The following is a 25,921-nucleotide window of genomic DNA, read 5'->3' on the forward strand; positions in this document are numbered from 1 at the left end:
ACCGGGGGAAACGAACATGACCAGCACCGTGACGACCGCTGCCGACCTCGCCGCCGACACCGCTTCCGCCACGCCGGTGCTCTCCGCCGCCGAGCAGGAGGAGCTGATCCGCACGCACATGCCGCTGGTCGGCCACCTGGTGCGGGACATGCTCAGCCGGATCCCCAACCACATCCACCGCGACGACCTGACCAGCGCCGGCCTGCACGCGCTGGTCACCGCCGCCCGCGGCTGGGACGCCGACCGTGGCGTGCCGTTCCACCGCTTCGCCGGCACCCGGATCCGCGGCGCGCTGCTCGACGAGCTGCGCTCGCTGGACTGGGCGACCCGCTCGGTGCGCTCCAAGGCCCGCACCACCGAGACCACCCGGCAGAACCTGGCCACCAGCCTCGGCCGGACGCCGACGCCGGAGGAGCTGGCGCAGGCGCTGGGCACCACCACCACGGACCTGCACCAGACCGACACCGACGTGCAGCGCGCCACCGTCCTGTCGCTGCAGGGCTTCACCACCAGCAGCGCCGACGACCTGGTCACCGAGCGCACCCCGGGCCCGGAGGAGATGCTGCTGCGCCGGGAGCAGATCGGTTACCTGCACCACGCGATCGGCTCGCTGCCGGACCGCCTGCAGACCGTGGTCACCGAGTACTTCCTGCAGGAGCGCCCGATGGCGGACATCGCCAAGGACCTCGGCGTGACCGAGTCGCGCGTCTCGCAGCTGCGCGCCGAGGCGCTGTCGCTGCTGCGCGACGGCCTGAACACGCACCTCGACCCGGAGATGGCGCCGGTCCCGGAGAACCCGGACAGCATCACCGCTCGCCGCCGGGCGTCCTACTACGCGACCATCGCGAACAACACCACCATGCACAGCCGGCTGGCGATGACCAACAGCCACGGGCACACCGCGATCGGCCGTGGCGCGCGCCCGGCGGTCGCCGCCTGACGACCGATCGATCGTGAAGGGCCCGGTGTCTTCGGACGCCGGGCCTTTTCCCGTCGGCGGGTGGCCGGGCGGGAATCGGGCGCATAGGTTGAGGCCCATGCCTGACGCACATTTCGCCCATCCTCGTCTCGCTGCGCTCTACGACGCCTTCGAGGCCGATCGGGGTGATCTTCCGGCCTATCTGGCGATCGTCGAGTCCTTGCGCCCGGAGCGGATCGTCGACGTGGGCTGCGGGACCGGCACCTTCGCGGCCGTGCTGGCCGGGCTCGGGCACACCGTGATCGGCGCGGATCCGGCGGCCGCCTCGCTCGACATCGCGCGCGGCAAGTCGTCGGCGGTCACCTGGCTGCATGCCGGGGCGGCGGAGTTGCCGGCACTCGACGCCGACCTGGCAACCATGATCGGGAACGTGGCGCAGGTGTTCGTCACGGACGAGGAGTGGGCGGCGGCGCTGCACGGGATCCGGGGTGCGCTGCGCGACGGCGGGCACCTGGTGTTCGAGGCGCGACGGCCGGAGTTCCGGGGCTGGGAGGAATGGTCCCATGACCCGAGGTTCCTGGAAGAGCTGGGCGTCGAGCGCCATTTCACGCTCGGGGCCGTCGAACTGCCGCTGGTCTCGTTCGGCTACGAGTTCCGATTCACCGACGGGACGGTGCTGACCTCCGACTCGACGCTGCGGTTCCGGTCCCGGGAGGAGATCGAGGAATCGTTGCGTACGGCGGCATTCGAGCTCCTCGAGGTGCGGGACGCACCGGACCGTCCCGGCCGGGAGAACGTCTTCATCGCGAAGGCGCGCCCCTGACCGGGATCGATCAGCACGGGCCGGCCCGTCGCGGGCCGACCCGGTCGCCGGGCAGGCTCAGTCGCGGGCCGGCTCGGCCGGAGGTCAGGCCAGCGAGGACAGAACCGGCGGCAGCGGCGCGGTGTGCAGGACCCCGAGGCGCTGCGTGGCCCGGGTCACGGCGACGTAGAGATCGGACAGTCCTCGCGGGCTGTCCGCGATGATCTCGTCCGGGCAGATCACCAGGACGGAGTCGAACTCCAGGCCCTTCGCCTGCCGGACGGTCATCAGGACGACGTGGTTCAGCAGGTCGGGCTGCTCCCCCACGGCCGCGCCCGGCACCGCCTCGACCAGGGCCGCGCCGAGCGTCTCCTGCAGCCGCGCCGGGACCAGGACGCCGACCCGGCCGGACTCGACGGCGGCGGCCTCCTTGCGGACGTCGGCGATCAACTCCTCGGCGAGCGCCTCCGCCGGGACGTGCCGCGCCCACGGGGTGACCCCGGCGGAACGGACCGAGCGCGGCGGCTTCAGCGCCGGGCCGACCTCGGCGAGCACGTCCGCGGCGACGGCCATGACCTCGGCCGGGGTGCGGTAGTTGACGCTCAGCTCGACCAGCCGCCAGCGCTGCCCGACGTACGGCTCGAAGATCTGGTCCCAGCTCGTCGACCCGGCCGGCTCGGACGTCTGCGCGACGTCGCCGACCACCGTCATCGAGCGGCTCGGGCAGCGGCGCATCAGCAGCCGCCACGCCATCGGCGACAACTCCTGCGCCTCGTCGACGATCACGTGGCCGAACATCCAGGTGCGGTCGGCCGCGGCGCGCTCGGCCGCGGTCCGGGTGTCGATCACCTCGTGCCGCTCGACGAACGCACTGGCGTCCACCACGTCGATCGCGGAGAGGATCTCCTCCTCCTGGTCCTCGAAGTCCAGCGACCGGGAGCCCTCGACGATCTCCAGCACGCCCTCGGCGTAGTCGATCGCGGCCTCCCGCTCCCGGGCCGCCTCCCGCTTCTTCAGCGTGTCGTCGACGCCGAGCAGCTCGGCCAGCTCGTCGAGCAGCGGCACGTCGGCCGGCGTCCAGCGGGCGTCCCGGTCACGCAGCAGCGACGGCGGAAGACCCGCCGACTCCAGCCGGCCCGCATCGGTGAGCAGGTCACGCAGCACCTGCCGGGGCGTCAGAACCGGCCAGAAATCGAAGAGCATCTGCTGTACGTCGATGTCCTCCCGCAGCTCACGGCGGGTCTCCGCGAGGTCGGCGTCGGAGAGCAGGTTCTCCCCGCCGAGCGGGTCGGCACCGATGCGCTCGGCGATCTGCAGCGACAACGCGTGGATCGCCTCGGTGACGAAGACCGCCCGGGCCACGTTGTGCGGGCGGCCGGACCGGCGGGCGACGGCACGCGCGTCCTCGATCAGCGCGCGCTCGATCCGCAGCGGGTAGCCGTCGTGGTCGACCTCGGCGAACGTCTCCGGGACGGTCTGCCGGTCGGCGACGGCGTTCTCCAGGGCCGGCAGCATCAGGTCGAGGTCGCCCTTGACCAGGGCCACGTCGTCCGGCTCGTGGCCGCGGGCGCGCACCCCCGGGAACATGTCGCCGAGGGTGGCCAGCAGGACACCGGTCTCGGCGAGCGACGGGAGGACCTGGGAGATGTAGCGCAGGAACGTGAGGTTCGGCCCGAGGATCAGCACGCCGGACTTGGTGAGCTGCTGGCGGTAGGTGTAGAGCAGGTACGCCGCGCGGTGCAGCGCGACCGCGGTCTTGCCGGTGCCCGGCCCGCCCTGGACCACCAGAGCGCCCGCGAGACCGGAACGGATCACTTCGTCCTGCTCGGCCTGGATGGTCTCGACGATGTCGCGCATCCGGCCGGTCCGGTTCGCGGTCAGCGCGGAGAGCAGCGCCGCCTCACCGGTCACGTCCTCCCGCCCGGTGCCGTCACCGGCCTCCAGGTCGAGCACCTCGTCGTCGACGCTGGTCAGGACGCGGCCGCGGGTGCGCAGATGCCGCCGCCGGGTGACCCCCTCCGGGTTGACCGCGGTGGCGAGATAGAACGGCCGGGCGGCCGGGGCGCGCCAGTCGACCAGGAGCGGGTCCTGGTCACGGTCCTCGGCGAAGAGCCCGATCCGGCCGATGTACTGATTCGCGCCGGTGGTGTAGTCGAGACGGCCGAAACAGAGACCGTTCTCCACGGAATTCATCTGGGCGAGCTGCTCCGCGTAGTGGGCACGGGTGGCCTCGCGCTGGGTGCGGCCCTGCGGGGTGCCGCCCGCCTCCAGCAGGATCGCCTTGAGCCGGCTGTCGGCCTGCTCACGCAGCTGGTCGAGCCGCTGGTAGAGCGCGGTCAAGTACGCCTGCTCGGAATCGACGTCGGCGTTCGAGCTTGACAAAATCGCCCCTTTTCGTGCTATCATTCCGGCCGCTGGCAACCAATTCTCATTGGTTGCCTTTTCTGTTTACGGCAAACGACCAGAATAGCCCACGTGCCTGCGGGTTACGGGGTCGCTGGGGACTGTCCGGAAGCCGTCAGGACACGCCGGAGCCGTTACGCGTGACCGGGTGCCGGGATTAACCAGGCCATGGACATCAACACCCCGTACCGACGTATCGCCGTCCTCTCCCTCGCCGCGCTCGCCACCCTCGGTGTCACCTCCGCCTGCTCCTCCGACGACGACAAGCCGGCCGGCAACGCCGCGGCCGCGGCCGGGGGCCCCGAGCCGAAGACCATCGACGGCGCCAAGAACGCCGCGCAGACCGTTTTCGATCGGTTCAGCGGGGGCGATTTCGCCGGCGCCTGGGACATGTACACCGCGGCCGGCAAGCAGGCGATCAGCAAGGACGACTACGTCAAGCTGAACCAGGTGTGCTCGCGCAAGGGGCTGGCGATCCAGCTGACCAGTGCCCGGATGGAGGGCGCCGACCGGGCCATCGTGATCGCGAAGCAGCTGGTGGCGGCGCAGTCGTACACGATGATCTACGAGAAGGACGCGTGGAAGCTGGAGCCGGCGGCCGAGGGGCTGGCGCTCTACAAGATGGGGGCGGCGAAAGCCATCGCGGCCCAGAAGAAGGCCGGCACCTGCGCGAACAACCAGTAACGGTGCTGACGGCGTACCACCTGATGCTTTTGATCCGGAAAGGGTCTTTGGGCCCGCCGCGAACCGCGACGGGCCCAGCAAAACCAATCAGAAGCTGTGTCCGGTACGTCGTGAAACGCGCATCACGCGGCCACCGGGAGGCCGTCCGGGCCGGTGAGTGCGAGCCGGCTGCGCAGCGTGCTGCGGCTGGCGATCCGGTCGTAGTACGCCGCCCGGCGCCGCGCCACGCAGCCCTCCTTCGGCGGGTTCTCAGCGGCCATCGCCGGGTCCAGGTGGGTGTTCAGCCCGTCCCGGAGCAGCACCAGGGCCTCCGCACGCAACTGCGACACCCGGGACTCGCTGACACCCAGCTCGGCGGCGATCTCGGCCATCGGGCGCTCGTCGAAGAAGTAGCCCTGCACCACCACCCGCAGCCGCTCCGGCAGCGCCTCCACCGCGTCCCGCAGGTAGCCGACCCGCTCCCGGCGGATCAGCATCTCCTCCGGCCCGGCGCCCGGCTCGGTGACGATGTCGTCGGCCGTGGCGGTCGCGAATCCCTGCAGGCTGAACACCGTGGCGCGGTGCACGTCGTCCTCGGCGTGCTCGATGTCCTCGACCGTGCAGCCGAGCCGCTCGGCGACCTCCTGCACGGTCGGGGTCCGGCCCAGCTGGGCGGTCAGCTCCTCCCGGGCCGAGTCGGTCCGCCGGGCACGCTGGCGCACCGAGCGGCTCGCCCAGTCCAGGCCGCGCAACTCGTCCAGCAGAGCGCCGCGCACCCGGGCGGCGGCGAACCGCGGGAAGGGCACGCCCCGCTCCGCGTCGAACCCGCGGGCGGCGGCGACCAGGGCCGCATAGCCGGCGGACAGCAGATCGTCGCGGTTGACGTGGGCGGGGACCCGGGCCAGCATCTCGCGGACCAGGTGCCCGACGAGCGGCATGTTCGCTCGCACGATGTCCTCGCGACGCCGATCGACGGCAGGCGCCTCACCGTTCATCAGGGGTCTCCTCAGTACCGGCCGGAGTGGGGGCGTCCGGCGCTGAGGAAAAAGATCTGCGAGTCTGAGTGCTACGTGGTTCCCTACCGGGTGCAGAGTGGTTGCCATGGGTGACCAGTAGGATGATCAGTACCTGACCTACGGAGAGTTACCCCCTTTGACTTCGTTCATCGAGCTAGGCGTCCCGGCCGTTCTGACCGGCGCGCTCGCCGAACTCGGCATCACCACACCGTTCCCGATCCAGGCGGCGACGCTGCCTGATTCGCTCGCCGGGCGCGATCTGCTCGGGCGCGGGCGGACCGGATCCGGGAAGACGTACGCGTTCGTGCTGCCCGTTGTGACCCGCCTGGCCTCTGACAAGAAGCCACGCAGGTCCGGCCGCCCGCGTGCCCTGATCCTCGCCCCGACCCGGGAGCTGGCCACTCAGATCGAGGCCAGCCTCCGACCGCTCGCCGAGGCGATGGGGCTGAACACGCTCACCGTCTTCGGCGGCGTCGGGGCCAACCCACAGATCGCCGCGTTGCGCAGGGGCGTCGACATCCTGGTCGCCTGCCCGGGCCGGCTCGACGACCACATCCGCAACGGGCACGCGTCACTCGACGCCGTCGAGATCACCGTGCTCGACGAGGCCGACCACATGGCCGACCTGGGCTTCCTGCCGGTCGTCAAGCGGCTCCTGTCGCAGACCCCGGTCGGTGGCCAGCGCCTGCTCTTCTCGGCCACCCTGGACAACGGCATCGACGTCCTGGTCCGGCAGTTCCTGCGCAAACCGGTCACGCACCACGTGGACGCGGCAACGCAGGCACCCGTCGAGATGGACCACCACGTGCTGCACGTCCAGCCCGACGACCGGTTCCCGGTGCTGGTCGAGCTGCTCGCGGCACCCGGGCGCTCGGTCGTGTTCACCCGGACCAAGCGGCGGGCCAAGGTGCTCACCCGGCAGCTCATCACCGCCGGGGTGCCCGCCGTCGAGCTGCACGGCAACCTGGCACAGAACGCCCGGAACCGGAACCTCTCCGCGTTCTCGGACGGGACCGCGGAGACCCTGGTCGCCACCGACATCGCCGCGCGGGGCATCCACGTGGACGACGTGGCGCTCGTGATCCACGCCGACCCGCCGGTGGAGCACAAGGCGTACCTGCACCGGTCCGGCCGCACCGCGCGGGCCGGCGCCCGGGGCACCGTCATCACGCTGATGACCGACGATCAGCAGGCGGACGTGCGCGATCTCACCAAGAAGGCCGGGATCCGGCCCCTCACCCGGCGGGCCCGGCCCGGCGACTCGCTGCTGGCCGAGCTGGCGCCGGGCGAGCGGTCGTTCATCGCGCCGGCGCCCGTCGTGGCCACGCCGGCCGCGGAGGGCGCCGCGTCCGGCCGCGGCCGCGGCGGTCGTGGCCGGGGTGCCGGCGGGTCGGGGCAGGCTTCGACGGACAACACCGGCGGCGGTGGGTCCGGGCGTCGTTCCGGCCGCTCGGGCGCCTCGTCCGGTCGTGACGCCGCCGCGGGATCGGACAACCGGCGCGCCGGTTCCGCCGACCGCGACGGCGCCGCAGGATCGACCGGGCGCCGCGAGGCCGCCGGAGGATCGGGCGGCCGCCGCGACGCCGCCGCGGGATCGGGCGGCCGCCGTGCCGCCGGTCACGCGCCGGGCGCCGAGAAGCCGGCTTCCGGGCGTCGTCGGCCCGCCGCCGAGAGCGGCGGATCCCAGCGGTCCGGTGCGGCTTCGCCCGCTTCGCGCAACGGTGCCGGCGGTGGGCGGTCCGCTTCCGGCACGCCCCGGTCGGGGCAGTCCCGATCCGGCGGTACGCCGCAGCCACGCCCCGCCGGCAGCGGCGGCGCGGCCGCGTTCTCCGCTCGGGCGGGTGGCCGCCGCTCCGGTCGCTGACCCGAGCCGCCAGCACGGCAGGCCTTCAGGGGTGTCTCCCGCTCGGGAGACACCCCTGAAGTGTGTCGGCAGGCCGCCGCCGACCCCTTCCGGCGCTCACCGTCGCAGGATCGGTCACGGCCCTGGCTGGCACTCAGGCCTGTAAAAACGCCCTGAAACAACCCTCAGAACCAGCCGGGCACCGCACGCGCGGCAACCGCCGCAAGCCCCACCGACCCCGCGGGATCACTGACGCGCAAGAGTCCAGCTGGCGCTCACGGTCGTAAACCGGCCCGAAAACAACCGTCAGGGCCAGCCGGACACCGCACGCGCGGCGCTGGGGTTCAGCGGGCAGGCTTGGCGGTGTCCGCCTCGGGGACCCGGACCGAGATCTCGTCGCCCAGGACGAACCCGGCGTTCAGCTCCAGCTCGTCGCCGGACCAGAAGCGCCCCGGGTCATACCAGTTGGCCTTGCGGTTGTGCGGCAGCAGCCCCATGTCCTCGTAGGTGACCGCGACCACCTCCGCGCAGTACGCCTTCTCCAGCGTCGCGTCGCCGGCCTGTGACGGCTTCCACGGCGGGCGGATCAGCGGGACCCGGCCGCGGGCCCAGCGCCAGGCGAGCTGGGACGTCGACGGGAACGGGGTGCCGTCGAGACGGGCGACCGTCTTGAGCGCCTTGTCCTCCATGGCGCGGGTCACGCCCGGCTCCAGCTGGCGCAGCCAGCCGCGCTGGCCGTAACGGCGGGCCCAGACGGTGACCGCGTCGCGCAGGTCGTGCAGCTGGACGCCGCGCTGGAACGTGCCGGACCACAGGTCGGGCAGGGACTTGCCCAGCTCGGCGTGCCACATGAGGGGTGGCATGTCCTCGATCACCAGGGACATCCCGACATGGTTCACCGGGCTGTTGGTGAGGGTCTGGATGGCTCGGTCCGGGCCGGAGCGACCGCGGAAGATCCAGATGTCACCCGTGCGGGTCAGTTCGATGGCCTCGTCGAGGCTGATGTCGGCAACCACGTGTCTATTCTCAGCAGATGCGGTGGTGGAAGGTAGCGGGACTGGCGGGGCTGGCGGGAGTCGCGGCGACCGGGGCGGTGATGGCCCGGGCCGAACGCAAGCGCAGGGCATACTCCCCCGACGAGATCCGGGAGCGGTTGCACGCCCGGGTGGCGGAGACCGCGGCCGGGCCGGAGCAGAGCGAGTAATCGTTCACTCGGCGAGGTCCGTGTCCCGGAGCAGGGACCAGAGGCCGGCGCCGTCCGGGGCGGCGAACCACGTCTTGCCCCCGGACGGCACGGCCTCGGCCTCCTCGGTAGGGCCGGGCACGGCGCCGGCCAGCACCGCCTGGGTCGGCGAGAGCCGGCGGATCGCCACGGCGGCCACATTGTCCGGGTGCTCGCGGGCGAACTCGGAGTAGATCTCCTGGTCGTGCTGCCCGTCGTCGCCGACGAGCAGCCATTTGACGTCGGGGAACTCCTGAGCGAGCCGGCGCAGCGAGTTGCGCTTGTGCTCCTGGCCGCTGCGGAACCAGCGATCCGGCGTCGGGCCCCAGTCGGTGAGCAGGATCGGGCCGGCCGGGTAGAGGTGGCGGCTGAGGAACCGGCTCAGCGTCGGCGCGACGTTCCACGCCCCGGTGGAGAGATAGATCACCGGCGCGCCCGGGTTCGCGTTGATCAGCCGCTCGTAGAGCACCGCCATGCCGGGGACCGCCATGCGCGCGTGCTCGTCGAGAACGAACGTGTTCCACGCGGCGAGCAGCGGGCGGGGCAGCGCGGTGACCATGACCGTGTCGTCGATGTCGGAGACCAGGCCGAACTTGACGGCCGGGTCGATCACCCGGATCGGGGCGTCGGCCGGGGCGGCGCCCTCGCAGTGCAGCCGGACGCTGGCCCAGCCGGGCTCGAGGTCGCCCTTGACCCGGCAGTCCACATAACCGCTGCGGTCGGTGCGGGTCTCGGTGACGCTGCCGCCGACCTCGATGCGCACGACGGCGTTGCTGACCGGCGTGGTGGTGAAGCTGCGCCAGCCGCGCAGTTTCTCCCGCTTCTTACGGACCAGGCGGGGACGGGACAGCAGCACCCGGCCCATCACCCGGGCCCAGCCGGGGGCGCCGTAGCCGGTGTAGGCCGTGATGTACGGCTTCCAGCCACGGTTGCGCAGGTTGCGCTCGATCACCTGGTGCACGGCATCCTCGACCAGCGCAGCCCGGTGGATCCGGGTCATCGCCTTGGACGACTCCGCCGGTGTTACCGCCACCATCTCCTCCTCGCCGTTGCGCTCTCCCCGCCGCCGCGCCAAACGTTACCGGTCGGGTGCGACAGGCCGCTCGGGAACGTGAGCCCGGTCCAGGATGGACATCACGCCGCAGCCGGGAATTCGGCAGTCGTCCACTGGTCCGCCCACCACTGCGGGTCGGGCTCCTCCCCGGCGTCCACCCGCAGCGGCGCGGCCATCGCCTCGGCGCGCAACCCGGCCAGCGCCTCGCCGGCCGCCTCCATGCTGCGCCAGGCGGCGCGTTCCCGCTCGACGGCCTCGGTCCAGCCGGCCAGCCGGTGCGCCCGGGCCGCCTGGGCGAGCACCGCCTCCTGCTGGACCGGGTGCAGGCGAGGGTTCCAGCCGCGGTGCGCGAAGACGTCGTTGAGCATGTCGATGGAGAGGTCCTGGGCACGGCACAGCTCGCTGGCCGCGCGGTGCAGATAACGCTGGCGGTCGACGTTCTCGCCGGGTTTGCGGCGGCGGCTCATCAGCGGAAAGGCGCCCGCCGAGGCGATGCGATTACAGGCACGATCAGCTTTCTCGTACGCCGTCCAGGCCTCGTCCACAGCCGCCTGGGCGGACTCCCACTCGGTGCGGCGCCGGCGCGCGGTCTCCGCGGCCTGCTCGGCGGCGACGGCCACCTCCTCGGCGTATCGCTGCCGCGCGGCGGCGTCGGGCGTCGGCTCGGTGAGCACGCGGGGAATCGAGACGGTCGCCGCGGCGACGGCGAGGAGCAGCACGATGATCAGCCAGATCGCGACGGCTTGCGGGATGGAGCTCAGGAAGACGGAACCCACGGAACACCCCCAGGGCAGCGGAACGGGACGACGAACCGACGTGAAGCGCAGGAATCGTCAGCGGGTGGGGGGCGCCCGCGGGCCGCCGGCGGCGGGGACGACCCCGGCGCCTAGAGCCGGGGCCGGGGAACCGGCGGCCGTGGCGGCCGTCTCGGCCGGGGGCGACGCCGGCAGGGCGCGGGCCGGGCGCTCCTCGGTGACGCTCGTCTCCGAGGCGGCAGCGAGGCCCGGCTCCGACACGGCAGCGGCGACCGGCGGGACCGGCGCGGGGGCGGCCTCGAGCGGCGCGGGCGCGGCCTGGGCCGGCAGGCGCAGGGTCACGGCCAGGGCCAGCAGGGCGAGGCTCGTGAGGAACCGCAGCAGGCGGCGACCGTCCGATGGACGGTTCGTCCCAGGCGCCACAGCGGTCACCCTGGTCAACCTACCGGTGCGCAGGTCAGCGTGCACCCGTCCGGCAGATTACGGACCCCGGAGGGAGGTCACCCCCGGTCACCCGGGCGAGGGACCATGGTTGTCATGGACTTCGGCGTGGTGGAGCAGGTGGCCCGGCTGGACGGCTGGCTGGGCGAGGGTGGCGTGGTGGTGCTCAGCGGTGCGGGGCTCTCCACCGACTCCGGCATCCCGGATTACCGGGGGCCGTCCGGCTCGGCGCGGCGCAACACCCCGATGACCTATCAGACGTTCACCGGCGACCCGGTCGCCCGCCGGCGCTACTGGGCGCGCAGCCACCTCGGGTGGAAGACGATCGGCCGGGCCGCTCCGAACGCCGGTCATCTCGCCGTGGCCCGCTGGCAGGAGCGTGGCCTGCTGCACGGGGTGATCACGCAGAACGTGGACGGGCTGCACCAGGCGGCCGGCGCGCGCGACGTCGTCGAGCTGCACGGCAACCTGGCCCGGGTCACGTGTCTGGACTGCGGCGTGCTGACCGGCCGGGCGGAGCTGGAGCACCGGCTGACCGCCGCGAACCCGGACTTCAGCGCGGTGGCCTCGGCGGTGAACGCGGACGGCGACGTGGATCTGGACGAGACGGCGCTGGACGGATTCCGCGTGGTCGACTGCCTGTCCTGCGCCGGGACGCTGAAGCCGGACGTCGTCTACTTCGGCGAGACCGTGCCGGCCGACCGCGTGTCGCGCGCGTTCGAGCTGGTCGCCGGGGCGCGCACGCTGCTGGTCCTGGGCTCCTCGCTGACCGTCATGTCGGGTCGCCGGTTCGTGCTGCGGGCGGTCAAGCAGGGCATCCGGGTGGCGATCGTGAACCGCGGAGTGACGCGCGGGGAGCCGTACGCGGACCTCTTGATCGATGCCCCTCTGGGTGTCGTTCTTCCGAATCTTGCCCGGGATACCGATACGCACCGTTTGTTGCCTCAGTAAACGAACCCGGCTTCCGCTGGTTACCGGAATGAAACCTAAATAGATCTCGGCCCCATTGACGTGACTGCGCTCACTGAGGTTGACTGCCGGAACCGGTCCCGAAACCGGTTCCGAACCTCCGGCGCAACCGGCCGGAAACAAGATTCGCGGAGGAGCTGTGCCGATCACCATCGCCGACGTGGCGGCTCGGGCCAAGGTCAGCAAGACGACCGTGTCCCGGGTTCTCAACGGCAAGGGTGAGCTGGACGAGTCGACCGCCGCGCGGGTCCGCGCGGTGATCGAGGAGCTCGGCTACGTCCCCAGCGCCCGCGCGGTGAACCTGGCCCGCGGCCGCACCCGGGTGATCGGCATGCTGGTGCCCTCGCTGACCTGGCCCTGGATGGGCGAGGTGCTGCAGGGCGCGGTGGACGTGCTGGAGGCCGAGGAGTACGGCCTGCTGCTGTTCACCTTCAACCGGGGCGACGACTCGATGCGCCAGTTCGCCGCGCAGGTCGCCGCCAAGTCGTTCGACGGCCTGCTGGCGATCGAGCCGGAGGGCACCCTGAGCTACCTCGTCACGCTGCACAACCGTGGCCTGCCGATGGTGCTGATCGACGACCGTGACCAGATCGCCGGCGGGCAGATCCCGACCGTCGGCACCACCAACCACAGCGGAGCGGCCGACGCCGCCCGGCACCTGCTGGGGATCGGGCGCCACAAGCCGCTCGTGATCACCGGCCCGTCCCGGTTCGGATGCACCGTGCAGCGCACCGACGGCTTCTCCTCGGCGTTCGCCGAGGCCGGCCACCCGATCCCGGACACTTACGTGCTTCCCGGCGACTTCACGGTCGCGTGCGGGTCCGACGGGGTCAAGCAGGCGATCGCCGCCGGGCTCGACTTCGACGCCGTCTTCTGCCACAACGACCTCTCCGCCTTCGGCGCCGTCCAGGCCGTTCAGGACGCCGGCCGGCGGGTGCCGGAGGACGTCGCGGTGGTCGGCTTCGACGACATCCCGATGGCCGCGCACCACCAGCCGGCGCTCTCCACCGTGCATCAGCCGATGCGCGAGATGGGCGAGGCGGCGGCACGCACCCTGCTCGCGCACTTCGAGGGGACCGCGCTCCCGAACCGGCCGACGGTGATCCCGGCGACGTTCACCGCGCGGGCCTCGACCCAGCCCTAGCACCCAACTCCCACAGCAAGCAGATCCTGTTCGACCGGCCACCGGGCCGGTCGGGCGACCCCGCACGTCTCGGGGCCGGCTGCCGCCGGTCACGCGATGCCGCACGCCCTCCGGGCACCCCTCCCACCGAAATTCGCGAAATCCGAGGAGATTCTCCGATGCAGAGAAGGAAGCTGTTCGCGGTCGCCCTGGCCGGCGTGCTGGCCACGGGCGGCCTGAGCGCGTGCGGTGACTCGCCGAACGCCAACAAGGACGCGAGCAACAGCAAGAGCGCCGACTTCCTGTCGATCGGCATGCCGAACGGCACGGTCACCGAGAGCAACAACCCGTTCCTCGGCACCTCGGCCGGCGCGTCGCTCGGTTACCGCTGGACCATCTACGAGCCCCTCGGCATGTGGAACAACGTCAAGCCGTCCGACCCGGCGAAGCCGTGGCTGGCCAGCGACATCAAGTGGGCCACCGACTACAAGCAGCTCGACGTGACGATCCGGGACAACGCGACCTGGTCCGACGGGCAGAAGCTGACCGCCGAGGACGTTGCCTACACGTTCAACCTGATCAAGTCGAACGAGGCGCTGAACATCTTCGCGCTGCCGATCGACCAGGTCACCGTGGCCGGCAGCAAGGTGACGGTCACCTTCAAGTCGTCGCAGTTCACCGCCTGGCACAAGATCATCAGCCAGATCCCGATCGTCCCCAAGCACATCTGGGAGAAGATCGCGGACCCGGCCAAGGACCCGATCAAGGAGCCGGTCGGCTCGGGCCCGTACACCCTCAAGACGTTCAGCCAGCAGGGCATCGTCCTCGAGCGCCGAGAGAGCGGTTACTGGCAGGACAAACCGGCCGTCAAGGAACTCCGGTACACCTCGTACACCGACAACAACGCGCAGACCACCGCGCTGGCCAGCGGCCAGTCCGAGTGGAGCTTCGTGTTCATCCCGAACTACCAGCAGACCTTCGTCGCCAAGGACCCGGAGCACTTCAAGGTCTGGGCGCCGGGCGTGCTGGGCATCCACGGCCTCTACATCAACACCACCCAGGCGCCGTTCGACGACCCGAAGCTGCGCCAGGCGATGAACAAGGTGATCAACCGGACCGACATCTTCAACCAGGCCGAGGCCGGTTACTTCCACCCGGAGCTCAAGAGCGTCACGGGTCTGCCGCAGGGCGCTGGTGACGCGTTCGTCACCGAGGCCTTCAAGGGACAGACGCTCGCGGTCGACGTCGAGGGTGCCAAGAAGATCCTCACCGACGCCGGCTACAAGCTGGACGGCACCACGCTGAAGGACAAGAGCGGCAAGCCGGTCACCATCAAGCTCAGCGACCCGGCGCCGTGGTCCGACTACCAGACCACGCTCGAGATCATCAAGAGCAACCTGGCCGAGATCGGCATCGCGGCCACGGTCGAGAAGCCGAATCAGAACGTCTGGGACCAGAACGTGCAGAAGGGCGACTTCGGCGGCGTCATGCGCTGGACCAACGGTGGCTCGACGCCGTTCGACATCTACCAGACCGTGATGGACGGCGACCTGCTCAAGCCGGTCGGCGAGCTCGCCCAGCAGGGCAACTTCGGCCGCTTCAAGAGCCCCGAGGCGACCGCCGCGCTCAAGGCCTACGCGAACGCGACGAACGACGCGGACCGCACCACCGCCCTGGCCACGATCCAGAAAATCTTCGTGGATCAGGCACCGATGCTGCCCGTCGGCTCGGACAACGTCGGTGGCGCCTACAGCACCAAGAACTGGATCGGCTGGCCGTCGGACGCCGACCCGTACGGCCCGATGCAGCCCACCCAGTCCGGCGCGCTCGACGTGATCATGCACCTCAAGCCCGCCAACTCCTGATCGCCTGACCGCGGGCGTCCCGGTTCGCCGGGACGCCCGTACCTCCCTGCTCGCTGCTTTGTAAGGAAACCCGGCATGACGTCGATCCCCGACGCGAAAGCGCCGGCCGGCGAGGTGGTGCTTGAGGCGATCGGCCTGACCAAGCACTTCCCCGTCCGCCGGAAGCTGCGCGACCTCTTCTCCAACCGGAAGGATGCGGTGCACGCCGTCGATGACGTGCACCTCACGCTTCGCCGCGGCAAGGTCGTGGCCCTGGTCGGCGAGTCCGGCTCGGGCAAGTCCACGATCGCCCGGCTGCTCGCCCAGCTCTATCCCCGCACCGGCGGGGACATCCGGCTGCACGGCGAGACGACCAGGGTCAAGGGAGGTTCGGCGTTCCGCCGGTACTGCTCCCAAGTGCAGATGATCTTCCAGGACCCGTTCGCGTCGCTGAACCCGACGCACACCATCCGGTACCACCTGACCCGGTCGTTGAAGATCCACGACAACGCCGGGAAGACGGCCGAGGACCTGGAGAACGCTCTGACCGAGCTCCTCGAGCGGGTGCAGCTGACCCCGCCGGAGCGGTACCTCGACAAGTTCCCGCACGAGCTCTCCGGCGGCCAGCGGCAGCGTGTGGCGATCGCCCGGGCGCTCGGCGCGCAGCCCGAGGCGCTGCTCGCCGACGAGCCGGTGTCCATGCTGGACGTCTCGATCCGCCTCGGCGTGCTGAACCTGCTGCGTGACCTGCGGGACCGGCTCAACCTGGCGATCCTCTACATCACCCACGACATCGCGTCGGCCCGCTACTTCGCGGACGAGACGATGGTGATGTACGCGGGCCGGATGGTCGAGGGCGGCGACAGCGAGACCGTGACGCAGTCGCCGGCTCACCCGTACACCCGATTGCTGATCGATTCCGCGCCGGACCCGGACCGTCTCGCCGGCGCGTCCGAGGCCGAGGGCAAGGACGCGGGCAACGGCGAGCCGCCGAGCCTGATCCACCCGCCGAGCGGCTGCCGGTTCCACCCGCGCTGCCCCGCGGTGATGGACCGCTGCAAGACCGATCTGCCGGTGCCGCTGGAGATCGGCGACGCGCCCGGCCACTGGGCGGCGTGCTGGCTGTACGACGGCAACAAAGAGGTGGCCCCGTGAAGTATCTGCTGCAGCGCATCGCGTTCTACCTGTTCACCGCGTGGGCCGCGATCACGCTGAACTTCTTCATCCCGCGACTGGTCCCGGGCGACCCGGTGCAGGCGCTGATCGCCAAGTTCCAGGGCCAGCTGAGCACCCAGGCCACCCAGTCACTGTACGTCCTGTTCGGACTAGACAAGGACAAGAGCGTCTGGCAGGAGTACCTGGACTACTGGGGTCAGCTCTTCCACGGCGACCTCGGCCTGTCCTTCACGTTCTTCCCGACCCCGGTGTCGGAGATCATCTCCGACAGCCTCCCGTGGACCCTGCTGCTGGTCGGCATCACCACGATCATCAGCTTCTTCCTCGGCACCGGGCTGGGCGTGCTGGCCGGCTGGCGGCGCGGCTCGTGGACGGACGGCCTGCTGCCGGTGACGACGTTCCTCTCCTCGGTGCCGTACTTCTGGCTCGGGATCATCGCGATCTACCTGCTGACCGGGCCGGACAGCTTCTTCCCGTCGTCCGGCGGGTTCGACAACGGCCTGGTGCCGGCGTTCGACCAGTACTTCATCCCGAGCGCGATCCGGCACAGCGTGCTGCCCGCCCTGACCATCCTGATCTCCTCGGTCAGCGGCTGGATCCTGAGCATGCGCAACATGATGGTGACGGTGTCCAGTGAGGACTACATCACCGTCGCGCACGCCAAGGGCCTCTCCGACCGGCGGGTGGCGATGAGCTACGCGGCCCGCAACGCGCTGCTGCCCAACGTCTCCGGCTTCGCGCTGTCGCTCGGCTTCATCGTCGGCGGCACGCTGCTCGTGGAGATCGTCTTCTCCTACCCGGGCATCGGCTTCCAGCTGTTCCAGGCGCTGGGCGCCCAGGACTACCCGCTGATGCAGGGCGTCTTCCTGATCATCACGATCTCGGTGCTGGTCGCGAACCTGATCGCGGACGTCGCCTACCTGCTCCTCGACCCGCGCACCCGCAAGGAGGGCTGAACCGTGACGATTCCTACCTCCAGCATCGAGCAGGTCATCCCCGGCCAGGGCTCGATGGCGCAGCCGGAGACCGGCAAGCCGGCGAAGGCCAAGCGGCAGCGGTTCCGTTTCGTCAGCAACAAGAAGGCCGCCACCGGCCTGGTCATGCTGGCCGTCTACGTGCTCCTCGCGATCATCGGGCCGTGGGTCGCCCCCTACGACCCGGACGCGCGCAGCAACGCCCTGATCCAGCCGCCCTCGGGGGACCACTGGCTCGGCACCACGCACCTCGGCCAGGACGTCTTCAGCCAGCTGTTGATCGGCACCCGCAGCGTGATGCTCGTCGGCTTCTTCGCCGGCACCATCGCCACGGTGCTCTCGGTGCTGATCGGCGTGACCGCGGGCTACCTGGGCGGCAAGACCGACGAGGGCCTCTCCGCGCTCTCCAACGTCTTCCTGGTCATCCCGGCGCTGCCGCTGATCATCATCATCACCTCCACCCTGCAGAACGCCGAGGACTGGCTGATCGCCCTGGTCATCGGTCTGACCTCGTGGTCCTGGAACGCGCGGGTGCTGCGGGCGCAGACGCTCTCGCTGCGCCGGCGTGACTTCGTCGACGCCTCCCGGGCCACCGGCGAGAAGACCTGGCGGGTGATCGTCTTCGAGCTGATGCCGAACCTGACCGCGGTCATCGCGTCCGGCTTCATCGGCACTGTCATCTTCGCGGTGCTCTCCGAGATCACCCTCGCGTTCATCGGCGTCACCTCCAGTTCCACCTGGAACTGGGGCACGATCCTCTTCTGGGCGCAGGGCCAGCAGGCGCTCGCGCAGGAGGCGTGGTGGTGGTTCATCCCGGCCGGTCTGGCGATCGCGCTGCTCGGCACCGCCCTCTCGCTGATCAACTTCGGGATCGACGAGTTCGTCAGCCCGCGCCTGCGCAGCGCCGGCAAGACCAAGATCAAGACGATTGACGGCCGTACGGTCCGGATGCGCATCGGTTTCACGCCGGTGCTGAGCAACTCGCCGGAACCGCACACGCACGCGACACCGGTCCTGCCCGCTGCCACGCCTGTCGTGAAGAAGGAGGTCACATCATGAGCGAGCCGGTTCTGGAGATCAAGAATCTGAACGTGGGGTACGGCCTGGGTGACCAGGCGGTGCGCGCGGTCCGCGACGTGAACCTGACCCTGCACCGTGGTGAGGTGCTCGGGCTCGCCGGGGAGAGCGGCTCCGGCAAGTCGACCCTGGCGTACGGCCTGACCCGGCTGCTCCCCCCGCCCGGGGTGATCACCGGCGGTCAGGTGATCTACCACCCCGAGCAGGGCGCGGCGTACGACGTCCTCGAGCTCTCCGACCAGCAGCTGCGCGGCTTCCGCTGGGGCGAGACGGCGATCGTGTTCCAGGGCGCGATGAACTCGCTCAACCCGGTGCACAAGATCTCCACCCAGCTCACCGACGTGCTCAGGGCCCACCGCCCGGAGATGTCCGATGCCGCCCGCAACGCCCGGGCCCGCGAGATGCTCAAGCTCGTCGGGATCGCGGCGGACCGGATGGACGCGTACCCGCACCAGCTCTCCGGCGGCATGCGCCAGCGCGTCATGATCGGCATGGCGCTGATCCTGCAGCCGCAGGTCGTGATCATGGACGAGCCGACGACCGCGCTCGACGTGGTCATGCAGCGGCAGATCCTCGGCCAGCTGATCGAGCTGCGGGAACGGCTGGGCTTCTCGGTCATCTTCATCACGCACGACCTGTCGCTGCTGGTCGAGTTCTCGAACCGGATCGCGATCATGTACGGCGGGCGGATCGTCGAGGAGGCGCCGGCCGCGGCGATCTACAAGGACTCGCTGCACCCGTACTCGAAGGGGCTCCTGGGGTCCTTCCCGGCTCTTCGCGGGCCGCGGCGGGAGCTGACCGGAATCCCGGGATCCCCGCCGGACCTCAAGGGGATGCCGAGCGGGTGCTCGTTCCACCCGCGCTGCCCGAAGGCGTTCGAGCCGTGCTCCGGGCACATTCCGGTGCTGGGCCGGCCGGGGACGCCGGACGGGCCGACCCGGTCGGTGGCCTGCTGGCTGCACCCGGCCGAGCAGCCCGTCGGATGAGACAGGCGGCCGGCCCCCTGCCGTCGGGGCCGGCCGCCATTTTCCGCTCTTCACATGGGGGAACTTCCGTGACTTTCACCTGGGGCGTGGCCACCAGCGCCTACCAGATCGAGGGGGCCGCCGCCGAGGACGGGCGCACGCCGTCCATCTGGGACACCTTCGCGCACGAGGTCGTCGGCGAGCACGGCGACGTGGCGTGCGACCACTACCACCGGATGCCTGACGACGTCGCGCTGATCAAGAGCCTGGGCGTGGACGCGTACCGCTTCTCGGTCTCCTGGCCCCGGGTCCAGCCGGGTGGGCGCGGGCCGGCAAATCTGCCCGGCCTGGACTTCTACGACCGCCTGGTCGACGAGTTGCTCGGCAACGGGATCACGCCGTGGACCACGATCTACCACTGGGATCTGCCGCAGGAGCTGGAGGACGACGGCGGCTGGACGAACCGGGACACCGCGTACCGGATGGCCGAGTTCGCCGGGATCGTCGCCGCCCGGCTGGGCGACCGGGTCACGAACTGGCAGACGCTGAACGAGCCGTGGTGCGTGGCCTATCTCGGGTATCAGCACGGGGTGCACGCGCCCGGGCGCCGTTCGCTGGACGACGCGCTGAAGGCCACTCACCACCTGCTCCTGGCGCACGGACTCGCCGCCTCTGTCATGAAGAAGCCGGACAACTCGGTCGGCATCGCCCTGAACATCGGCACGGCGACGCCCCACACCGACGACCCTCTGGACGTCGCCGCGGCCTGGCGCGCGGACGGCAACGTGACCCGCATCTTCCTGGACCCCCTGGTGCACGGCCACTACCCCGCGGACGTGCTGGCGGACCTCGCCGCCCGGGGCCACAGCCTGCCGGTCCGGGACGGCGACCTGGCGATCATCAACCAGCGGCCGGACGTGCTGGGCGTCAACTTCTACTTCGGACAGGACTTCGCCGGGCGCGACGAGCACGGCAACACGCAGGACGCGGACGGCTTCCCCGTCGTCCGGGAGATCCAGCCCGACGTGCCGCGGACCGCGATGGACTGGCCGATCACCCCGGACCGGTTCACCACACTGCTGCTGCGGTTGCACCGCGACTACGGCGTGCCGCTCGCGGTGACCGAGAACGGCGCGGTCTACGACGACGTGCCCGCCGCGGACGGCTTCGTCGCCGACGAGGAGCGGACCGCGTACCTTCGCGACCACATCGCGGCGACGCGCGCGGCGCGGGAACAGGGCGCCGACGTACGCGGATACTTCGCCTGGTCCCTGATGGACAACTTCGAGTGGGCCGAGGGTTACGGGCGGCGGTTCGGCCTGGTCGCGGTCGACTACGAGACCCAGCGGCGGACGCCGAAACAGAGTGCGCTGTGGTTCCGGGACCGCATACGCTCCGGGCTGTGACCGATTATCTGACCGTCAACCGCGCCAACTGGGACGAACGGGCCCCGGCGCACGCAGCCTCCGCCGGCTACGGTTTCGCGAAGTTCGCCGCCGACCCGGCGCACCTCAGCGACGTGGTCGCGTTCGACCGGCCGCTGCTCGGTGACCTCACCGGGCAGCGGGCCGTGCACCTGCAGTGCCACATCGGCACCGACACGCTCTCGCTGTCCCGCCTCGGCGCCACGGTGACCGGCCTCGACTTCTCCGGCGAGTCCCTGAAGCAGGCGCGCGCGCTGGCCGCCTCGGCGAACGTGGACATCCCGTTCCTGGAGAGTGACGTCTACGCCGCCCGGGACGTGCTCGACGGCGAGTTCGACCTGGTCTACACCGGGATCGGCGCGCTCGGCTGGCTGCCGAGCATCGAACGCTGGGCTGCCACCGTCGCCTCCCTGCTCGCCCCCGGCGGGCGCCTGTTCATCCGCGAGGGCCACCCGGTCCTCTGGTCCCTCGAATACGAGCGCACCGACGACGTGATCGCGTTGTCCGAGCCGTACTTCGAGCAGGAGGCGCCGATGGTGTTCGACGAGCCGGGCACCTACGTCGACACCGATCACCAGTTCACCCACACGGTCACGCACGAGTGGAACCACGGCCTCGGCGAGATCGTCACCGCGGTCCTCTCCGCCGGCCTGACCCTGACCGGCCTGGTCGAGCATCAGAGCGTGCCGTGGAACGCGCTGCCCGGCCGCATGCGCGAGATCGGCAACGGTGAGTGGCAGCTCGCCGATCGCCCCGAGCGCCTGCCGCACACCTACACCCTCCAGGCCCGAAAGCCGATCTAGCCGTACGCCGTGAGCCGCCCGTGCCCCGGCCCGCGCCCGTGCGAAACCCACGCGACGCGGCTGGTGCTCACGGTAGGCAACGCGGGTCGCGCTGTTCGGCTGGTTCTCATGGGCGTTATCCGGGACGGATAACGCCCATGAGAACCAGCCGGGAGGGTGGGGCGCGGCTGGGGCTGGAGCGGCGGCGGGCTCGCGTGGTCCCGGGTGTTGTGGATCGGGGCACTGGGGATGTTGATGCGGGCCTGTCGGTGACGGCGGGGGCGGCCGGCCACGGGACTCTTCCGGGCCGGCCACGGGCGTTTCACGTGCGTACTGCGGAATGGTTCTGATCGGTTTTGACCTGGTTCCGGCCGGATCGTTTCGCGGCATAGAGCAGATCGTCGGCGCGCATCAGCGCGTCCTTGCGGTCCTCGCCGGGGCGGATCTCGGTCACGCCGATGCTGGTGGTGACCTTGAGCCCGGCGGCGACCGCCGGCCAGTCGTGGCCCTCGATGCCGGCGCACAGCGTCGCGCAGTGGGACGCGGCCTCGGTCGCGCCGGCCCGGAGGACCAGCAGGAACTCCTCGCCGCCGAGCCGGCCGGCGAACCCGGGCACGGCGTCGAGCAGGCTCGCCAACCGGCGCAGCACCTCGTCCCCGGTCGCGTGCGAGTACGTGTCGTTGACCTGCTTGAAGTGGTCCAGGTCGACGAGCGCGACGCTGACCGGCCCGCCGTCGGCGAGCGCCGCGGTCAGCTCGATCTCGCAGCGGCGGCGGTTGCCGAGGCCGGTCAGCGGATCGCGTTCGGCGACGTCCCACGCCTGCTCGACGGCGAACTGCGCGTGGGCGAACTTGGCCGCGACCGCGCTCTGCCGCGTCCGCAGAGCCTCCCACGCCTCATGGAATTCGCACATCCTGCGGTATGCCGTCTCGAAGTCCCCGGCGCCGGCATGACAGGCCGCCAGCGCGCGCAGCGCCTCCGCCTCCGACTCGGGCCGATCCCGCTCGGCGGCGAGCTCCCGGCAGCGCAGCAGGGTTCGCACCGCGCCGTCGGCGTCGCCGCGCCGGCGTTCGATCTCGGCCAGGGTGAGCAATGCCGCCGGGACCGCGTCCGAGTCGGTGGCCGGCGCGTTCGCGATCGCGTCGAGGACCACCGTCCCGGCCTCCTCGGGGCGGCCGGTCTCCAGCAGCACCCGGGCGACGGTGTCCGCGCACGAGCAGTTGAGCTGCCGGCCGGCCGTCTCCGCCCGGGAGCGCATCCGCTCGACCATCACCGCGGCGGCGTCCAGGTCGCCGCTCTGGTAGGCGCACCAGGCCCAGTTGTTGAGATTCGCGATCTCCAGCTCGGGAAAGCCGGACGCCTCCGCCTCACGCTGCGCGGCCGCGAACTCGGCGGTCTCCAGCTCGTGCAGGCCCTGATCGTTCACCAGCACGGCCAGGATGATCGCGTGGTCCGCGCGGATCGTCGCCGGGTCGCCGGGCTGCAGCATCCGGACCGATCGGAGCGAGTGCCCGACCGCTGTCGCGCTGTCCCCGATCCGCCACACGCCGCCGGCGATGATCGCGTGCGCCTTGGCCCGCACCAGCCGGTCGTTGCTGGTGCCCAGCAGGGTGCGAGCCGTCTGCACCGCCTCCGGCACCCGGCCGTTCCGGTTGTCCAGCTCGGCCTGGATCAGCCGGGCCAGGTCGGCGCTGCGCCGGTCACCGGCCTGTTCGGCGGCCGTGATCAGCGCCCGGGCGCGATCCGCCAGGCCGGCGTGCGACGCGTACGTGTCCACGACGAGCTGCTCGACCAGGTTTCCCAGCGAAGGTGACGGCACGTTGCGCCTCATCGCCATGACCGGGCCGCAGTTTAGAGAACTGATCGGATCGGGTACCTGCCGCGCATCCCGGTACCCCCGGCTTAGGAGGCTCTCGATGCGCGCAGGCGCGGTCATCATCGTCATCTGGCTTTTGCTCGGTCTGGTCGCCGCCTTCGAGCGCGGCTACTTCAAGGACACCGGCGACGCGAGTTGCGCGAAGGCCGGAACGGTGATCGTCACGACGATCGCCGGTCCGCTGAACTGGCTCGGCGTCAACCCGAAGATCAAGTGTGAGGTCCCGCCGCCGTCGAAGTGATCTTCCGGTCTTCAGTGGCCGATGAGGCGTCTGCTTCCCTTGGCCGAGGTCGTCGGGCCGCCGCGTTGCGCGGCGGCCCTCGGCGATCCGGGTTCGGCGATCCCAGGTTCGGTGATCCGGCGGGTTCGGCGGCCCTGGCGGATTCGGGCTTGAGCTGGAGTGCGCTCCAGGTCCTAGCGTCCTGGTCATGGAGCTACGGAACTTCGGACGACTCGGGCAGATCAGCGCACTCACCCTGGGCGGCGGCGGCATCGGCGGCGTCTGGGGCACGACCGACAGGCGCGAGGCGGTGGCCACCGTGCACGCCGCACTCGACGCCGGCATCACGATGCTGGACCTGGCGCCGGGCTACGGCATCGACTTCGAGTCGGAGCGGGTGGCCGGCGAGGCACTCCGGACAGCCCGGAAGGACGTATTGATCACGTCGAAGGTGGGGCTGCCGGACGACGACGAGCGTGACTTCGCGCAGCGCATCCGGCGCAGCCTCACCGCCAGCCTGGGCCGGCTGGGTCGCGACCACCTCGACCTCTTCGTGCTGCACAGCCAGATCCGCGCCGCGACGCCGGCGCGCGAGACGATCGGCTGGAACGAGTACCACGAGGCCGCCGCGGAGTTCGTGCGCCTGCGGGACGAGGGGCTGATCCGCGCCTGGGGCATCACCGCGATCGGCCACCCGGACAGCGTGATCGCCGCTCTCGGTGACACACCGCGACCGGACGCGGCGCAGGTGGTCGTGAACGCTCTCGACCTGCAGGCGGACTGGTACTTCCCGGGGGTCGGTCCGCGCAGCGACGACATCGTCCGCGCCGCGAACGCCGGTCAGGTGCAGGTCATGGGCATCCGCGCGGTGGCCGCCGGGGCGTTGACGTCCACGATCGACCGTACGACGGAGCCGGGCGCCCCGGTCGCCGCCGACTTCGCCCGGGCCGAGCCGTTCCGGAAACTGGCCGCGGAGTGGGGCACGTCGCCGGCCACGCTCGCGCACCGGTACGCCCTGTCCGTGCCCGGCGTCTCGACCGTGGTGCTCGGTGTGAAGAACCGGGCCGAGCTCGACGAGTGCCTGGCGGCGGAGGCGGCGGGGCCGCTCCCGGCGTCCGGGGTGGACGCCATCGCGGCGTTGCGGGTCGCCGCCCGCTGACCGCCGGGCGGTGCCGGGGACGCACCCGGCACCGTCCGCCGCTTCTCAGCGGACCCAGGGCGGGCTGATCTCCGAGCCGTCCGGCAGGGTCGCCCGCAGGCCGACGCTGGTGGTCACCCAGGCCTCGGCGCCCTCGTCGCTGTCGATGCCGAACTCGGCGCCGGCCGGGACCCGCAGCACGTCGCCCGGGCCGAGCTCGTCGACAACTCCGTCGAGGTAGACCTTGACCCGGCCGCTGAGCAGAAGCAACACCTCCTCCTTGCCGACCCGGTGCCGGACACCCGCGGTTCCGCCGGCGATCTGCAGCCGCCAGGCGCACAGCTCCTCGCTGCCGGCCGCGGGTGACACGTACGAATGGAAGACCGAGCCGTGCAGGTGATGCAGAACGGCCTGGTCGTGACGGTGGATTCCCATCCCACTTCCCTCCAGATTGGTCAAGCTGCTTGACTAAATAGTCAAGCAGCTTGACCTCCATGTCAAACTGTTTCTGTGCGACGTGATCTTCTGGACCTGCCGGTGCTGCTCCTGGGCGCCGCATCAGCCCTGGTCGACGGCATCAACGAGCGCGTACGGGCGGGCGGCTTCACCGACCTGCGCCCGGCCCACGGTTTCGCCTTCGTCAGGCTCGCCCCCGACGGCGCCACCGTCGTCGAGCTCGCCGAGCACCTGGGCGTCACCAAGCAGGCCGCCAGCCAGATGGCCGACGAACTGGTCCGCAAGGGCTACGTGGAACGCCGGCCGCACCCGTCGGATGCCCGCGCCCGCCTGCTGACCCTCACCGAACGGGGCTGGGCCTGCACCCGCGCCGCCGACGAGGCAGCCATCGCGGTGCTGCAACCCTGGGCCGACGCGCTGGGGCCGGCTCAGTTGTCCGCCGTCCGCACGGCCCTGTCCCGGCTGGCCGTCCCCGGCCGCATCCGCCCGACCTGGTGACCGGGGCGCACGCGCCGGCTGGCACTGACGGCTCCCCTCAGGCGCCAAACCAACCGTCAACGCCAGCTCGAACCAGCCGGCTGGCACTAACGGCTCCCACCAGGCGCCAAACCAACCGTCAACGCCAGCTCGAACCAGCCGGCTGGCACTGACGGCTCCCTCCCGGCGCCAAACCAACCCTCAGCGCCAGCTGAAACCAGTCGGCTGGCACTGACGGCTCCTCATGAGCTCGGGGAGAACCGTGAGCACCAGCCGGAACGCGGAACTGCCCGCCGGAGACG

Annotated in this window: 25 protein-coding genes; 17 read left to right on the forward strand and 8 right to left on the reverse strand. The window is 71.0% G+C overall.

Going from position 1 to position 25,921, the window contains the following annotated elements; translation table 11 throughout:
* Positions 1–16 precede the first annotated feature (16 nt).
* Positions 17–940 carry a sigma-70 family RNA polymerase sigma factor gene (locus Acy02nite_RS19350; protein ID WP_203742423.1) on the forward strand — a complete coding sequence of 308 codons (924 nt, stop codon included), beginning with the start codon at positions 17–19 and terminating at the stop codon, positions 938–940.
* Positions 941–1,037: 97 nt separating this feature from the next.
* Positions 1,038–1,742 (forward strand): class I SAM-dependent DNA methyltransferase, encoded by a 705-nt coding sequence (locus tag Acy02nite_RS19355; protein ID WP_203742425.1) that lies wholly within the window; start codon positions 1,038–1,040, stop codon positions 1,740–1,742.
* A gap of 84 nt (positions 1,743–1,826) precedes the next feature.
* Here the strand turns inward: Acy02nite_RS19355 and Acy02nite_RS19360 are convergent, their stop codons facing one another.
* A complete protein-coding gene (locus tag Acy02nite_RS19360; RefSeq protein ID WP_203742426.1) occupies positions 1,827–4,127 on the reverse strand; it encodes a HelD family protein in 2,301 nt (766 codons plus the stop codon).
* Positions 4,128–4,292: 165 nt separating this feature from the next.
* Here Acy02nite_RS19360 and Acy02nite_RS19365 point away from each other — a divergent pair, with 165 nt between their 5' ends.
* Entirely contained in the window at positions 4,293–4,808 is a 516-nt protein-coding gene (locus Acy02nite_RS19365; protein WP_203742427.1) for a hypothetical protein, read from the forward strand.
* 122 nt (positions 4,809–4,930) lie between these two features.
* Here Acy02nite_RS19365 and Acy02nite_RS19370 read toward each other — a convergent pair whose 3' ends face one another.
* On the reverse strand, positions 4,931–5,782 hold the full coding sequence (locus Acy02nite_RS19370) for a sigma-70 family RNA polymerase sigma factor (protein WP_203742428.1): 852 nt from the start codon (positions 5,780–5,782) through the stop codon (positions 4,931–4,933).
* A 157-nt stretch (positions 5,783–5,939) separates the two neighbouring features.
* Here Acy02nite_RS19370 and Acy02nite_RS19375 point away from each other — a divergent pair, with 157 nt between their 5' ends.
* A complete protein-coding gene (locus Acy02nite_RS19375; protein WP_203742429.1) occupies positions 5,940–7,667 on the forward strand; it encodes a DEAD/DEAH box helicase in 1,728 nt (575 codons plus the stop codon).
* 323 nt (positions 7,668–7,990) lie between these two features.
* Here the strand turns inward: Acy02nite_RS19375 and Acy02nite_RS19380 are convergent, their stop codons facing one another.
* Positions 7,991–8,662, reverse strand: coding sequence for a hypothetical protein (locus Acy02nite_RS19380; protein WP_203742430.1), 672 nt, complete (start codon positions 8,660–8,662; stop codon positions 7,991–7,993).
* A gap of 17 nt (positions 8,663–8,679) precedes the next feature.
* Here Acy02nite_RS19380 and Acy02nite_RS19385 point away from each other — a divergent pair, with 17 nt between their 5' ends.
* Positions 8,680–8,850, forward strand: a complete 171-nt coding sequence (locus Acy02nite_RS19385; protein ID WP_203742431.1) for a hypothetical protein — start codon at positions 8,680–8,682, stop codon at positions 8,848–8,850.
* Between the two features lie 4 nt (positions 8,851–8,854).
* Here Acy02nite_RS19385 and Acy02nite_RS19390 read toward each other — a convergent pair whose 3' ends face one another.
* The 3 genes from Acy02nite_RS19390 to Acy02nite_RS19400 all read right to left on the reverse strand — a co-directional run bounded on the left by Acy02nite_RS19390 (position 8,855) and on the right by Acy02nite_RS19400 (position 11,109).
* Positions 8,855–9,904, reverse strand: a complete 1,050-nt coding sequence (locus Acy02nite_RS19390; protein WP_203742433.1) for an App1 family protein phosphatidate phosphatase — start codon at positions 9,902–9,904, stop codon at positions 8,855–8,857.
* Between the two features lie 98 nt (positions 9,905–10,002).
* The gene (locus tag Acy02nite_RS19395) at positions 10,003–10,698 is read right to left on the reverse strand and encodes a hypothetical protein (RefSeq protein ID WP_203742435.1); all 696 of its coding nucleotides are present in this window, start codon (positions 10,696–10,698) and stop codon (positions 10,003–10,005) included.
* A 57-nt stretch (positions 10,699–10,755) separates the two neighbouring features.
* Positions 10,756–11,109 carry a hypothetical protein gene (locus tag Acy02nite_RS19400; protein WP_203742437.1) on the reverse strand — a complete coding sequence of 118 codons (354 nt, stop codon included), beginning with the start codon at positions 11,107–11,109 and terminating at the stop codon, positions 10,756–10,758.
* Positions 11,110–11,214: 105 nt separating this feature from the next.
* Here Acy02nite_RS19400 and Acy02nite_RS19405 point away from each other — a divergent pair, with 105 nt between their 5' ends.
* The 9 genes from Acy02nite_RS19405 (at position 11,215) to Acy02nite_RS19445 (ending at position 21,473) form a co-directional block, all read left to right on the forward strand.
* Positions 11,215–12,069 (forward strand): NAD-dependent protein deacetylase, encoded by an 855-nt coding sequence (locus Acy02nite_RS19405; RefSeq protein ID WP_425548232.1) that lies wholly within the window; start codon positions 11,215–11,217, stop codon positions 12,067–12,069.
* Positions 12,070–12,226: 157 nt separating this feature from the next.
* Positions 12,227–13,231, forward strand: coding sequence for a LacI family DNA-binding transcriptional regulator (locus Acy02nite_RS19410; protein WP_203742439.1), 1,005 nt, complete (start codon positions 12,227–12,229; stop codon positions 13,229–13,231).
* 158 nt (positions 13,232–13,389) lie between these two features.
* Entirely contained in the window at positions 13,390–15,075 is a 1,686-nt protein-coding gene (locus tag Acy02nite_RS19415; RefSeq protein ID WP_203742440.1) for an ABC transporter substrate-binding protein, read from the forward strand.
* Between the two features lie 75 nt (positions 15,076–15,150).
* Positions 15,151–16,209 carry an ABC transporter ATP-binding protein gene (locus Acy02nite_RS19420; protein WP_203742441.1) on the forward strand — a complete coding sequence of 353 codons (1,059 nt, stop codon included), beginning with the start codon at positions 15,151–15,153 and terminating at the stop codon, positions 16,207–16,209.
* The gene (locus tag Acy02nite_RS19425) at positions 16,206–17,186 is read left to right on the forward strand and encodes an ABC transporter permease (protein ID WP_203742442.1); all 981 of its coding nucleotides are present in this window, start codon (positions 16,206–16,208) and stop codon (positions 17,184–17,186) included. Before Acy02nite_RS19420 ends, Acy02nite_RS19425 begins: the two co-directional genes overlap by 4 nt.
* Positions 17,187–17,189: 3 nt before the next feature.
* A complete protein-coding gene (locus tag Acy02nite_RS19430) occupies positions 17,190–18,263 on the forward strand; it encodes an ABC transporter permease (RefSeq protein WP_203742444.1) in 1,074 nt (357 codons plus the stop codon).
* Positions 18,260–19,267: an ABC transporter ATP-binding protein gene (locus Acy02nite_RS19435; RefSeq protein ID WP_203742446.1), complete on the forward strand. Its 1,008-nt coding sequence runs from the start codon at positions 18,260–18,262 to the stop codon at positions 19,265–19,267. The genes Acy02nite_RS19430 and Acy02nite_RS19435 overlap by 4 nt, the downstream gene beginning before the upstream one ends.
* Positions 19,268–19,335: 68 nt before the next feature.
* Positions 19,336–20,652 carry a GH1 family beta-glucosidase gene (locus Acy02nite_RS19440; protein ID WP_239175002.1) on the forward strand — a complete coding sequence of 439 codons (1,317 nt, stop codon included), beginning with the start codon at positions 19,336–19,338 and terminating at the stop codon, positions 20,650–20,652.
* Complete coding sequence (locus tag Acy02nite_RS19445; RefSeq protein ID WP_203742450.1) at positions 20,649–21,473, forward strand: class I SAM-dependent methyltransferase; 825 nt, start codon at positions 20,649–20,651, stop codon at positions 21,471–21,473. The genes Acy02nite_RS19440 and Acy02nite_RS19445 overlap by 4 nt, the downstream gene beginning before the upstream one ends.
* Before the next feature lie 301 nt (positions 21,474–21,774).
* On the opposite strand, the gene Acy02nite_RS19450 is transcribed toward Acy02nite_RS19445, so the two are convergent.
* Positions 21,775–23,271 carry a GGDEF domain-containing protein gene (locus tag Acy02nite_RS19450; RefSeq protein ID WP_203742452.1) on the reverse strand — a complete coding sequence of 499 codons (1,497 nt, stop codon included), beginning with the start codon at positions 23,269–23,271 and terminating at the stop codon, positions 21,775–21,777.
* A 97-nt stretch (positions 23,272–23,368) separates the two neighbouring features.
* On the opposite strand from Acy02nite_RS19450, the gene Acy02nite_RS19455 reads away from it, so the two are divergent.
* Together Acy02nite_RS19455 and Acy02nite_RS19460 are read left to right on the forward strand one after the other, a co-directional pair.
* The gene (locus Acy02nite_RS19455; protein WP_203742454.1) at positions 23,369–23,569 is read left to right on the forward strand and encodes a hypothetical protein; all 201 of its coding nucleotides are present in this window, start codon (positions 23,369–23,371) and stop codon (positions 23,567–23,569) included.
* Positions 23,570–23,756: 187 nt separating this feature from the next.
* A complete protein-coding gene (locus tag Acy02nite_RS19460) occupies positions 23,757–24,707 on the forward strand; it encodes an aldo/keto reductase (protein WP_203742456.1) in 951 nt (316 codons plus the stop codon).
* A 45-nt stretch (positions 24,708–24,752) separates the two neighbouring features.
* Here Acy02nite_RS19460 and Acy02nite_RS19465 read toward each other — a convergent pair whose 3' ends face one another.
* Positions 24,753–25,121, reverse strand: coding sequence for a cupin domain-containing protein (locus tag Acy02nite_RS19465; RefSeq protein WP_203742458.1), 369 nt, complete (start codon positions 25,119–25,121; stop codon positions 24,753–24,755).
* Between the two features lie 75 nt (positions 25,122–25,196).
* Here Acy02nite_RS19465 and Acy02nite_RS19470 point away from each other — a divergent pair, with 75 nt between their 5' ends.
* On the forward strand, positions 25,197–25,640 hold the full coding sequence (locus tag Acy02nite_RS19470; RefSeq protein ID WP_239175003.1) for a MarR family winged helix-turn-helix transcriptional regulator: 444 nt from the start codon (positions 25,197–25,199) through the stop codon (positions 25,638–25,640).
* Positions 25,641–25,921 lie beyond the last annotated feature (281 nt).

Source organism: Actinoplanes cyaneus (assembly GCF_016862095.1).
Classification (GTDB): Bacteria; Actinomycetota; Actinomycetes; order Mycobacteriales; family Micromonosporaceae; genus Actinoplanes; species Actinoplanes cyaneus.